Below are 12,128 nucleotides of genomic sequence, written 5' to 3' on the forward strand. Positions count from 1 at the left end.
ATACGGCCCACAACAGGGGGAGCACATGCGCGGAACCTGCACCGGGGACCCACACAGCAGGTGGTGTGACCATCTCAGTGAAGAGGACCTGCCCGCCTTCGAGCAGGCCCTCCAACAGGCCCTGGAATCAGCCGAGATCCAGCAGGCGCTAAGCGCCAGCGGCGGGGTGATCACCGCCGGACAACTGCACGCCCTGGCCTGGGAGGCCCAGGAGAGCATCGCTGCCGCGGCAGCAGCCGAGTATCACGGGCTGCTGCGGCTGCGCCGCACCGACGTGTCCGCCAGCACCTCCGACCAACTGCCCGCCGTGCTGGCCGTGCTCGTCCCGGCACTGGCAGCGATCGCCGCGGCCGTCTTCCTGTTCTTCGGCTACGGCCTGCACCTGGCGAGCAGCCAGCCACAACTGGCCGGCGAGTTCCAGGCGATGGGATGGATCTGCGCGGCCGTCGCAGGCACCGGCCTCCTGGCCGACGTGATCTGGCTGATGGCCACAGCGGTACGCAACCGACCGACGGCCGCGGCCACGACCAGAACTGCTGCACCTGCCGAGCCGGACGGAGGCGACGCGCTCAAGGTCTGGCGACAGGCGCAGCACTGGCAGCGGTCGCTGCTGGTGCGGGGGATCATGCCCTTCCTCCGCGCCCGCGTGGAAGAGGCCCGCAACATGGGTACCACCACCCACTGACCCCGCGCCGGGCCTTAGAAGGCTTCCGCATACCGGTAGGTGAGCGTGATCAGTCGAACTGAGTTCTTGATCGGGTGATCGCGGCGGCGCCGGCGCATGAAGACAGAGTCCCCTCGGTAGCTCGGGGTTGCGAAGCCACTCGAGCACCAAGGAGACCCTGTTGCCGCAGTCTTGCGTGACCGTGCCCGTCGCGTCCAACTCCCGCGTGTCACTGTGCGATTGTCTCGCGCACCGGTTCGGGAACGCGAGTGACCAGCGGGGGCGAACCCCGTGCTACGGCTCGGACATGACGGAGGCGGAGTGGCAGGTCGTCCGGGCTGCGCTGCCGGTGCCGGCGTGGCTTGCGGGCCGGGGAGGGCGACCGGAAGGCTACTGCCACCGGGTCATGCTCGACGCGATCCGGTACGTCGTCGACAACGGCGTGAAGTGGGCGAACCTGCCCTGTGACTTCCCGCCGTTTCGGCGGGTGCATGCCTTCGCCCGCCGCTGGCAGGCCACGGGGCTGCTCGCCGAGTTGCACGACCGGCTGCGCGACAAGGTCCGGGCCGGGGAAGGCCGTTCACCGGATCCGACGGCCGCGATCGTGGACTCGCAGTCGGTTCGGGCCGCGGCGAACGTCCCGCGCTCGACGTCGGGGTGGGACGGCGGAAAGAAGGTGGGAGGCCGCAAGCGGCACGTGGTGGTGGACTGTCTCGGCCTGGTCGTGGCGGTCCTGGTGACCGCGGCGAGCGTGCAGGACCGCGACGCCGCGGTGCCCCTGCTCACACGGCTGCGCGAACTGCACTTCTCCATCCGCCTCGTCTGGGCGGACGGCGGCTATGCCGGACGCCTGGTCGACTGGGCGGCGAAGAGGCTCCGCCTCACTCTGAACATCGTCAAACGCTCTGATGACACCACGGGCTTCGTGGTGCTGCCGAGACGGTGGGTGGTGGAGAGAACGCTGAGCTGGCTGATGCGTTCGCGTCGGCTGGTACGTGACTACGAGGCACTGCCCGTCATGCACGAGGCCATGGTGCTGTGGTCCATGACCATGCTCATGAGCGGCCGTCTCGCCGGACGCCGTCCGGGGGCGTTCAGCCGGCCGGCGTCGCGAGTGCGGTGAACACCCCCGGCCTCACCTGCAGGATCCAACCCCTCTCCACCAGGCGTTTCGCCTTCGACCGCAGTCCCTCGACCTTCGCCGGGACCACGTCCAGGCCGAGGGCCACGGCCAGCTCCTGACACCGCAGACCTGCCCGGCCCGCGTCCGATTCCACTACCTCCACGATGCGTTGGTAATCCGGTGCCAGGACGGACGTCGCCACGCCCTCGGTCCGGTGCGGCACCACGGATCCCGTCATCGCCCCCGGAGCCGGATCCGCTGCCGCGGAGGGCGGCCCGGTCAGCACCTCGGTCACCGTGATCCGGGCATCCACCAGACGCTGCAGCGCGAGTTCTGCCTCACCGAGCACGGCCTGCACTCGCTCAGCCTCCTCCCGCAAACGCGCGACCTCTTCCCGGATCTTTTTCTCCCGGGCCTCCAGCAGACCGAGCACCGACGGCACCAGCCACCCCCCACCAACGAGACGAACGGACGGACCACACCCATCTCTCCCGCCGACAACCGAAGTTCATGCCCACCCAGCCCGAACTGAACGATCACGTTCGGAAAGCGGATGGCGTCTTACATCCTGCTCCCTTGGGGGCTGGCGGCTAGGTCATCGGGATCGAAGGGCGTACGGGCCGGCGACACCATCTCCCCCGTCCTTCTCCAGGCGAACGACGGGCGTCTCTGCCCCGCGGCGCCAGAGTCAGCCGAGTCTGGCACCGATGGTGGCGATGATCGCGACAACAGCAGGAACGGCGAGCATAAGACCCAGGAGAAGCAGGAGCCTCTTCTGGGAACGCGGAGGATGGGGCTCAAGTACGGGCATGGGATGAAGTCTGGCACCAGGCTGATCCAGGTCCGTCAAGTAGGCGCATCTCACGCGGGCAAGAAACCACGGACGACTGGGGCGTGCCCTTCTGCGTGCTCCTGCCCACGACGGCACAGCACCGTGCGCAGTTTCAGCACGGCACCCGGCATCTGCCGCAGCCAGTAGCCAGCCCCTCCCCATGCGCACCGCTGCACCACGCACCCGTCGCACCGCAGCACAGCCAGCGCACGGGGCTCGGGCAGGTCGCGGATCGCCCGGTCAGGGCGGGCAGCAGGTTCACCATTCGTCCGGTCGGATGAGAGGGCGGGGACCAGAATCGGTCGTTTGAGTCCCTGGAGGTCGACCCGTTGACGGGAGATGGAGATATAGGGACATTCTTGAGTGTCGCCTTCACCGGGACCGTCCCAGATTGGCGCCTCCCTCTTCCGCCCCCTACGGTCGCGTTTTGGCACCAGCCGGAACGATGAGGACGGGGACGGGACATGACTGACCGTCTGTATCTGCGGCATTCCACTGACGAGCAGACCAACGCCCGTCAACTTCGTGCTCTGGACGGTCTGCTCGCGTCCGGTGCGCTCACGTACGAGGATCCGCCCGCATCGTCCCGCGTCTACGCGGTCGACCGGCCCGGGTTCTGTCGGCTGCTGGACGAGGCGGCGGTCGGCGACATCATCCGGATCGCGGAGGCGGCGCGGCTGTTCCGCTTTGCCCAAGATGTCCTTCAGATCCGCGCAGTTCTCCAGCGGCGCGGTCTGCACCTGCGCATCGCGACCGGCGCGTGGTACGGCTTCGACCTCACGGCCGACGACCCGCAGACCGAGCTGTTCGTCACCATGCTCACCGGGGTCCTTGAAGTCCAGCGCGACATGATCGCAGAGGACACCAGGGAAGGCGTCGCCGTCGAGGCGGCGGGCAGGACGCTGGGGCGCCCGGCCGCGCTCGACGAGGTCCAGGCAGCCGACATCGTCGACGCGTACGCGAAGGACATCGCGGTGAAGGCGCCCGCCCGGCAGCACGACATCGCGCCCAGGGCCGTCCGCACGGTCCTCGACGCAGCCGGCGCCCGTGACGTCGGCGAGATCACGCGCGAACCCGACGGCATGCCCGCTGGCGTCGAAGGTCAGGAGCGATCGCCCGAGCCTGCGCAGGCACACACCATCGACGTGCCCGGTCTGCTGGCCGAGTACCTCAAAGCCACCGAGGTCGCCGAGATCCGCGAAGCGCTGCGCGGCGGCCGGATTACCCGCCACGAGCAGGGCTACTCGGTACGCGTGACCGCTCCGCTCGCCCTCCACCGGGCCGCCCTTCGGCAATGCACCGCCTTCGTCCGCGACGGTGGTGCTGAGGCCGGGCGCAACGCTTTCCGCGTCTACGCCGATCGGATCGCCACAGTCTCGCCGCCGTGGCTGCCCGCTGCCACGGCGATGACATGGCCTTTGAGGGTCTCCCCCCGGACGTAGTGCACGCGCCCCGATACCCCGGCGCACTGCGCCAGGCTCACACTGTGGGCACGTCTCCTGCCCGGGCACCGCCTTTGGGGACCGAGCGAGGACGAAACGCGCGGCGGACTGGAGGCCTCAGGGCTTGGTGTGCTTGGGGGGTTCTGCCGTGGGGGCACCTGGGCCTGCGGTACCGCGCCAGCGGTTGACTTCGATGTTCTCCAGGACGCCCAGCGCGTCGGGCACCAGGATCGCGGCCGAGTAGTACGCGGTGACCAGGTACGAGATGATCGCCTGCTCGTCGATGCCCATGAAGCGGACCGACAGGCTCGGCTCGATCTCGTCCGGGATGCCGGCCTGCTGGAGCCCGATGACGCCCTGCTCGGCCTCGCCGGTACGCATGCAGATGATCGAGGTCGTACGGGCCTCGCTCACCGGGATCTTGTTGCACGGGAAGATCGGCACGCCGCGCCAGGCGGGCACGTGGTGGCCGCCCACCTCGACGGACTCGGGCACCAGGCCACGCTTGTTGCACTCGCGCCCGAAGGCGGCGATCGCGCGCGGGTGGGCGAGGAACAGCTTGGAGCCGCGGCGCCGGGAGAGCAGCTCGTCCATGTCGTCGGGGCTGGGCACCCCGTCGTGCGGCTGGAGGCGCTGGTCGTAGTCGCAGTTGGTCAGGAGGCCGAACTCCCGGTTGTTGATGAGCTCGTGCTCCTGGCGCTCGCGCAGCGCCTCGACCGTGAGCCGCAACTGCTGCTCGGTCTGGTTCATCGGCTGGTTGTAGAGGTCGGCGACGCGGCTGTGGACCTTCAGCACGGTCTGCGCGACGGAGAGTTCGTACTCGCGCGGCGAGCCCTCGTAGTCGACGTAGGTGTGCGGAATGACCGCCTCACCGACGTGGCCCGCGGAGAGGTCGATCGCCGCTTCGCCGTAGTTGTTGGTGCGCTGGTCGGGCTGCGCCGAGGCCATCGCGAGGTGTGCGTGCAGCGACTCGGCGCGCTCCGCGAGGTTGAGCACGTCGGCCCGGGTCAGGATCAGGGCAGTGCACCCGGTGGTGGCGCGGTAGGTGCACTCCCAGACGGCCTCGCCGGAGACCAGCGCCTGCTCGCCGAAGTGCGCCCCGTCGGCGAGGAAGCCGAGCTCGGTCTCGTCGCCGTACGGGCCGGTGCCGATCTTCTCGACGCGGCCGTGCGCGAGCAGGAACACGCGGTCGGTGACGTCGCCGGCGGTGGCGATGACCTCGCCCGCCGCGAACTCGCGCTGCTCGCAGCGGTTGGCCAGCTCGGTGAGGGCTGCCTCGTCCTCGTAGTCCCGCAGCGCGGGCAGCTCGCCCAGCTCGGCGGGGATGACGGCGACTCGCTCGCCGGTCTGGACGAAGGTGATCCGCCCGTCCCCCACCGAGTAGCTGAGCCGTCGGTTCACCCGATACGTACCGCCCTGCACCTGGACCCACGGCAGCATCCGCAGCAGCCAACGGGAGGTGATCTCCTGCATCTGCGGGACGGACTTGGTGGTGGTCGCCAAGTTCCGCGCGGCGGCTGTGCCGAGACTCTGCTGGGCGCGGTTCTCGAGACCTGCCTCAACCGACATGAACACTTTCCCTTCGACGCAACAATGAACTGCCGCCTCAAGGTTCCAGCCACAAGGGAACCCCGCCATTCTCCCTGCGGGGGAAGAAGCGAAGATCCGTACGAGAATGCCCCACCATCCCCAATCAACACTCAAACACCATGCCCACAAGCGTCGTCGGCCCAGGTTCCCCAGCACCGTCGACAAGCGCGTCGCGGCCGCCTATGGCGCCCCGGCGGAACCCCCATCCGCCTCTTTTGAAGGCTCAGATGAGGCCAGGGCCCAGAGGTCCGTGTAGGAGCCCTTCGGGATGTCCGTCATCGCTGTCGGCGCCCGCTGCTGCACACTATGCCCGCGATGGGGTGCCGGGGCGCATCCCGCGGCCGCGGCGGGATGTATCAAAGCCGAACGTTGAGTACGCCGGGCGTAGGTACCCTCCCGAAAGGTGCAAGCACTGAACGCCGTTGGTCTCCGTGTGGTCCTCGGCAGGACACTCAAACGCCCGCAGCCCCAATCCGGCAGCAAATCCCCCGTAAGAAGGGCGCACGCCTGACGTCGGGCGCCCCCTGGCCGCCCGGCCCGGAGCCGCCCTCCTGCCAGCTCCGCACTGCACGAGCCTAGGGTTGCGGGTCATGACGACACGAACACGGCTCTACCGCAACGGCATATTGGCGCTGGAAGACTTTCCGGCTGAGGACATATCGGAATACATTTCGGAACCGGGGGTGGCGGTCTGGCTCGACCTGTGCGCACCGACCCCTGCGGACTTCGCCATGATCAGCGAAGAGTTCGGACTGCATGAACTGGCGATGGAGGACGCCCGTCACGAGCACCAGCGTCCCAAGCTCGACCGCTACCGCACCCACGCCTTCCTCAGTGCCTACGCCGTCTGCACAGCCCCGGACACCGGGCAGTTGTCCACGAGTGAACTGTCGGTCTTCGTCACCGAGAGCGCCCTCATCACCATCCGCCCCGACGAGCGCTTCGACATCGAGGAGGTCGTCGAACGCTGGGACAACAACGCGGACCTGGCCAAACACGGCGTGGGCTACCTTCTGCACGGACTGCTCGACCACATCGTCGACGGATACTTCGCCGCCGTGCAGGACCTCGACGACCGCATCGAAACCATCGAGGACCTCCTGTTCGAGGAAGGCCGCCAGCAGATCGACACCGTCCAACGCACCTCCTACCAACTGCGCAAAAGCCTCTCCCGACTGCGCCGGGTCGTCCTGCCCATGCGGGAAGTCGTCAACAGCCTTCTGCGCCGGGACTTGCACATCGTGACCGAGCCGCTGCTGCCCTACTACCAGGACGTCTACGACCACGTGCTGAGGGCCGGCGAGTGGACCGAGTCACTGCGGGACATGATCGCTTCGATCATGGAGACCAACCTGACGGTCCAGGGAAACCGCATGAACCTCATCATGAAGAAGGTCACCAGCTGGGCCTCCATCATCGCCGTGCCCACCGCCATCACCGGCTTCTACGGCCAGAACGTCCCCTACCCCGGCTTCAGCACCCAGGCGGGGTTCATCACCTCGACCGCTGCCATCATCATCCTGTCCGTCGTCCTGTACGCCGCGTTCAAACGCAAAGACTGGATCTGAGACCTTCGCCGAGGGCAGCAGCCCGCCGTGGGCACGCACCGCGAAGGCGCGCCCGACGGCCCTGGCCTCGAGCCCGAAGTCCAGCCTCGGCGCTGGGGGGGGGCCGGCCCCGATACATTTGCCGCCGGCCCCCTCCCCCGCCTGAAGCGCCTTACCTTCGGGGCTATCTGCCTGCCGTGAGCCACCGAGACAACACCTCTCAAATTCGCTGCACGGTGGTGGCCCCCGGCGGCGCCGGGTTGCGGAGAGCGCCCAGCACGGCCGCGGGCAGCATCCCAATCCGTCTACAGCTCTGTAGACCATAGACTGGATGGTGATCGTCCCGAAGGGCGCATCTCACGGTTTGAATTGTTCGCGCCCGGCACCGCTCCGTCGATTCCGGAAGGCTCATACTCGTGTCCGCAGACCGTTCTGCCCAGGTCAGCCCGCCACCACAGGTACGCCGAGGGGACGGCGAAACGGGACTGGCCTCGCGCGGTCGCTGGCGCCGGAGGGCAGCCGGCGGCTCCGTCTGGTACTTGCGCCTGGTCGCGGCGCTCAACCTGGTGGCGGTCCTGTCGGTGCCCTTCCGCTCCCAGGTCCGCATTCACAATGCGGACGGGCGCTACTTCACCCCCTACCTGGCGACAGCAGGTCTGGTCTCGGTGGTGCTGTCCCTGTTCCTGGCGCTCGTGATGCGGCGGCGCAAACGAGCAGCCTGGATCTTCAACGTCGGCCTGGCCGGCCTGACGCTCGTTTCAATGATCGTGCTCCTGGCTCTTTCCGACCCGGACGCCAGTTACCGCCGTCACCCCTTCAACTATCTCTCCGCCGGGCTGACCGCCCTGTTCGTGCTGATGCTCCTGGTGGGGCGCAAGGAATTCGTCGCCAAGGGAGACCGCTCGAACATCGCCCTCGCGGTGGGCGTAGGAGTCGGCTCGGCGGCCTTCAGTGTCGCCCTCGGTACGGCATTGGTCACCTGGACCAACACGGTGGCGGGCTCCGCGCTGCGTGACCGTCTCGGATACACAATCGCCAGGATGGTGACGCTCGAACCGCCGGAGCGGGCCCAAGAACTGATTGCCGTCCCCCGTATCGTGGACGTGACGATCAACGTGCTGAGCGCGCTGACCTTGATGCTGGTCCTGTATTCCTGCTTCCGTGCCCCGCGCAGCAGTGAATGGCTGAGCGGCGAGGATGAGCAACGGCTGCGGAGTCTGCTGGCCAAGCACGGAGAGCGGGATTCACTGGGCTACTTTGCCTTGCGGCGCGACAAGACGGCGATCTGGTCTGCGAGCGGGAAGGCCGCAGTGGTGTACCGGGTCGTCGGCGGCGTCACGCTCGCTTCCGGTGACCCGATCGGCGACCCGGAGGCATGGCCCGGCGCCATCGAGCCGTGGCTCGAGGAAGCACGGGAGCACGGGTGGGCGCCCGCCGTCATGGGCGCCTCGGAAGAGGGCGGCGCCGTCTATGCTCGGCACGGCCTGAACGCCCTGGAACTGGGCGACGAGGCAATCGTCGAGCGCGACGAGTTCACCCTCGAGGGCCGTGCGATGCGGGGCCTGCGACAAGCGTGCAACCGGGTGCAGCGAGCCGGGTACACCGTCCGGGTACACCGCCACCAGGACATTCCCGACGCTGAGATGGCAGAGCTCGTGGACAAGGCCGACCAGTGGCGCGACGGTGCCACCGAACGCGGCTTCTCCATGGCCCTGGGCCGACTCGGCGATGCGGAGGACGGGCGCTGCGTCATGGTCGAGTGCCATGACGCGGACGGCAGTCTGGCTGCCCTGCTGAGCTTCGTCCCCTGGGGCGACAGCGGGCTGTCTCTCGACCTCATGCGCCGGAACCGCAGCGCGGACAACGGCCTGCTCGAGTTCATGGTCACTGAAGTGCTGGCCGCCGCTGCGGAACTCGGCATCGAACGGGTCTCGCTGAACTTCGCCATGTTCCGCTCCGTCTTCGAACGCGGCTCCCGCCTCGGTGCCGGCCCCGTCCTGCGGCTGTGGCGGTCGATCCTGACCTTCTTCTCCCGCTGGTGGCAGATCGAATCCCTCTACCGCGCCAACGCCAAATACCGTCCCATCTGGGAGCCGCGCTACATCCTGTTCGCCTCAAGCAGCGACCTGCCGCGGATCGCCCTCGCCAGCGCCCGAGCCGAAGGATTCGTCAACGCACCCCGCCTCCCCGACCTCTTCCGGAGCCGACACACAGCCTCCGCCCCACCGACCGGACAACAACGGTAAGAATCCGGCAACCACGGTCCCGATGGATCTTGACGACCCAGGTTTTGATTTCTCGGTGCTCAGTGAGCCTCTTTCATCCTGTCTCGCAGGGGTGAAATGGGCTGGTCAGCGGTGGTGGTGACGAGGCGGGGCCCCTCGTCGTTGGCGTGGTGATCTCACTCATCACACCGGCGACCTGAGGGGCCCCGTTGGTTCCGTATCCTGCCATGCTCGATGTCCCGCACGAGCTCGTCGAGCACGTCTCCTGGCTGCTGTACGAGCACCGTCGGATCCGCAACACCCGGTGGCGCAAGCTCGGTTGCTTCAAACAGGCGCTGCTCACGCTGGTCCACCTGCGTAAGAACGAGACGTTCGCTGGGCTCGGGGCCGGTTTCGGGATATCCCAGGCCGCCGCCTGGCGATACGTCGACGAGACCCTCGAGGTCCTGGCCGCGTGGGCGCCCGGCCTGCACGAAGCCCTCACCGGCCTCGGCGAGGGCGACCACGTCATCGTCGACGGCACCCTGATCCCCACCGACCGGATCCGCGCAGACCAGCCGTACTACTCACAGAAACACCGCCGGCACGGCATGAACGTGCATGTCATCGCCCGGCCCGACGGGACACCGCTCTGGTTCTCCCGGGCGACACCCGGGCCAGACCCACGACCTGACCGCGGCCCGTGCCCACGGAATCGTCCAAGCCTGCCTGACCAGGGAGATCCTGGTTCTGGCCGACCGCGCCTACCAAGGCGCCGCGGGCGTGGTCGCGGTTGAACTGCTGGTAGTGCTCTGGCTGTTCGCGGTGGTGGTAGTACGGGGTGCGGAAGGTGGCGCCGATCCGCCGCTCCGGTTCGGGAAGTGGAAAACGGTGCGGTTCGCTCCAGGGCCGTGTTCACTCGCGGGCGACGCAGCCAGGCCTCTTCCGCACGGAGGTATTCGGCGGCGATTTCTGCGATGGCCACGGATCGGTGACGGCCTCCCCGGCACGCCACTGCCACATGCACCAGCTGGTGGCGGGAGTCGACATAGCCGCGTAACAGAGCCGCTGTGCTGTCCACGATCGCGCTGATCTCCTTGTTGGCGCCCAGGGTGGTGAGCACGTGGTCACGGACCTCAAGGTCCAGACCGGTGCAGTATCGCATCTGCGGATCGTGGTGTGGGTTGCGCAGCCGGTTGCCGAGATCGAAGAAAAGCGCCCCGTGCTCGATGTGCGAGACAGCGTCGGGGTGCAGGGTGCCGATGGTCCGGATGACGACCTGGACGCCGCCGTGAGTGGGGTTCGCTTGATCCGACCCTGGACATCGCCATCACCTTCCACCACGGCGGCCTCGGCACCCAGCAGGAACTCGACGCCGTCACCGACCGCCTGCGGGAGGCGACAGCGACCGGCGGCTACGCCTACTACGCCGACATCGCCAACTACCTGGTCGACCGTCCCACGCCCCGCTCCCAGAGCCGGTGGCTGAATGGCGAACCTGCCGTACGCAACCGGTGGCACGCCCTGGTCACCACCCGCCGGATGCTCCTGAACGACGGACAGTAGGCCCCAGCCGCCCAACGCTGCTCTCTCCACCATCCGCATCCCGTTGGCCATGTCCGATCGAGGAGCACTCGGTGCCCGTGGTGCCGGGACGGGCCCGGGCAGGCCATAATCGGGGGCATGGCTCTGGCATCCTCCCCCGCTCCTGTGCCACCTGCGCTGACGATCCTGCGTACCCGGTACGCCAGCCAGCTGCCCGCGCGCCTGGACGATCTGGCCGGCCCCACGCACGGCACGGTCGACCTGCCGCTCCATGTCGTGTGGTCGGGGCTGCGCTCCTTCGACGTCGACCATCCCAAGCTGCGGATGAGCCTGTACCGCACCGTCCTGGCCGAAGGCCTGCGCCCCGACCTGGAGACATACCTCAACCGGGACCTGCTCATCAGCCAGTGGCCCGTGCTGCGGACCCTGATCAGCCGGCCGATCCGCGAGGTATGGGAAGACACCTTCCCCGAGCTCGCCGCAACCCGACCCGTGACGGCCGCGTGAACCTGACCGACCTGCACCGCCGGCTGCTGGCCGACGTCCTCGCCATCGGCGCCCCCTATCCCCTGGTGATCACCGGCGGCTACGCCGTCCAGGCCCACGGCCTGGTCGACCGCCTCAGCCAAGACCTCGACGTGGCCACCGAGAACTCCGCCCCGATGGACGAAATCGTCCGCACGGTCAGCGAAGGCCTCGCCGCGCGCGGCTGGGGCGTGCGGCAGGTGAAATCCGACCCGCTCTCCGGACGCCTCATCGCCACCGACCCGGACACCAGGGAGCAGTGCGAGGTGGACATTCTCAAGGAAGCGTTCTGGGCACCGCCCACCACCACCGAGCACGGCCCCGTCCTCGCCCTCGACGACGTGATCGGCACCAAGGTCCGCGCGCTCGCGGATCGCGGCGCGGTCCGCGACCTCATCGACATCCACGCCGCATCCCAACACCGCAGCACCGCCGACCTGGAATCCCTCGGCCGGCGCCACGCCCGCTTCGAGTTCAGCCTCCACGACCTCCGCGACCGGCTCGCCGGCGCGGACTGGCTGGTGGACGAGGAATTCGCCGCCTACGGACTGGACCCCGACCAGATCCAGGCACTCCGTACCTGGGCCGTTGCGTGGGTGACCGACCTCGACGCCCGCCTGCACGCCGAAGAAGACGTCGACTTCGATGACGAATAG

10 protein-coding genes and 2 pseudogenes are annotated in these 12,128 nt (G+C 68.2%); 8 read left to right on the top strand and 4 right to left on the bottom strand.

The features are described from left to right. The first annotated feature begins 25 nt into the window (after positions 1-25). On the top strand, positions 26-685 hold the full coding sequence (locus tag OHA17_RS00875; protein WP_406503090.1) for a hypothetical protein: 660 nt from the start codon (positions 26-28) through the stop codon (positions 683-685). A 286-nt stretch (positions 686-971) separates the two neighbouring features. Continuing rightward, positions 972-1,787 carry an IS5 family transposase gene (locus OHA17_RS00880; protein WP_406503092.1) on the top strand — a complete coding sequence of 272 codons (816 nt, stop codon included), beginning with the start codon at positions 972-974 and terminating at the stop codon, positions 1,785-1,787. Here the strand turns inward: OHA17_RS00880 and OHA17_RS00885 are convergent. Further along, complete coding sequence (locus OHA17_RS00885) at positions 1,759-2,220, bottom strand: hypothetical protein (RefSeq protein WP_406503094.1); 462 nt, start codon at positions 2,218-2,220, stop codon at positions 1,759-1,761. The two genes, OHA17_RS00880 and OHA17_RS00885, sit on opposite strands and share 29 nt — an antisense overlap. A 255-nt stretch (positions 2,221-2,475) precedes the next feature. Then, positions 2,476-2,781 (bottom strand): SGM_5486 family transporter-associated protein, encoded by a 306-nt coding sequence (locus OHA17_RS00890; RefSeq protein ID WP_406510606.1) that lies wholly within the window; start codon positions 2,779-2,781, stop codon positions 2,476-2,478. Between the two features lie 302 nt (positions 2,782-3,083). Here OHA17_RS00890 and OHA17_RS00895 point away from each other — a divergent pair, with 302 nt between their 5' ends. Then, the gene (locus OHA17_RS00895) at positions 3,084-4,061 is read left to right on the top strand and encodes a recombinase family protein (RefSeq protein WP_406503096.1); all 978 of its coding nucleotides are present in this window, start codon (positions 3,084-3,086) and stop codon (positions 4,059-4,061) included. Between the two features lie 117 nt (positions 4,062-4,178). On the opposite strand, the gene OHA17_RS00900 is transcribed toward OHA17_RS00895, so the two are convergent. Further along, a complete protein-coding gene (locus OHA17_RS00900) occupies positions 4,179-5,630 on the bottom strand; it encodes a family 2B encapsulin nanocompartment shell protein (RefSeq protein WP_406503098.1) in 1,452 nt (483 codons plus the stop codon). Between the two features lie 611 nt (positions 5,631-6,241). Between OHA17_RS00900 and OHA17_RS00905 the strand changes: the two genes are divergently transcribed. The 3 genes and pseudogenes from OHA17_RS00905 to OHA17_RS00915 all read left to right on the top strand — a co-directional run. Then, entirely contained in the window at positions 6,242-7,219 is a 978-nt protein-coding gene (locus OHA17_RS00905) for a magnesium transporter CorA family protein (RefSeq protein WP_406503100.1), read from the top strand. 518 nt (positions 7,220-7,737) lie between these two features. Next, entirely contained in the window at positions 7,738-9,444 is a 1,707-nt protein-coding gene (locus tag OHA17_RS00910) for a phosphatidylglycerol lysyltransferase domain-containing protein (protein WP_406503102.1), read from the top strand. Between the two features lie 206 nt (positions 9,445-9,650). Then, positions 9,651-10,191, top strand: a pseudogene (locus OHA17_RS00915) (transposase family protein); the annotation flags it as partial. 163 nt (positions 10,192-10,354) lie between these two features. Here the strand turns inward: OHA17_RS00915 and OHA17_RS00920 are convergent. Then, positions 10,355-10,675 (bottom strand): annotated as a pseudogene (locus OHA17_RS00920) (hypothetical protein); the annotation flags it as partial. Positions 10,676-11,085: 410 nt separating this feature from the next. On the opposite strand from OHA17_RS00920, the gene OHA17_RS00925 reads away from it, so the two are divergent. Next, the gene (locus OHA17_RS00925) at positions 11,086-11,454 is read left to right on the top strand and encodes a hypothetical protein (protein ID WP_406503104.1); all 369 of its coding nucleotides are present in this window, start codon (positions 11,086-11,088) and stop codon (positions 11,452-11,454) included. After that, positions 11,451-12,128: a nucleotidyl transferase AbiEii/AbiGii toxin family protein gene (locus OHA17_RS00930; RefSeq protein ID WP_406503106.1), complete on the top strand. Its 678-nt coding sequence runs from the start codon at positions 11,451-11,453 to the stop codon at positions 12,126-12,128. The genes OHA17_RS00925 and OHA17_RS00930 overlap by 4 nt, the downstream gene beginning before the upstream one ends.

It is taken from the genome of Streptomyces sp. NBC_00212 (genome assembly GCF_045206365.1).
GTDB lineage: Bacteria > Actinomycetota > Actinomycetes > Streptomycetales > Streptomycetaceae > Streptomyces.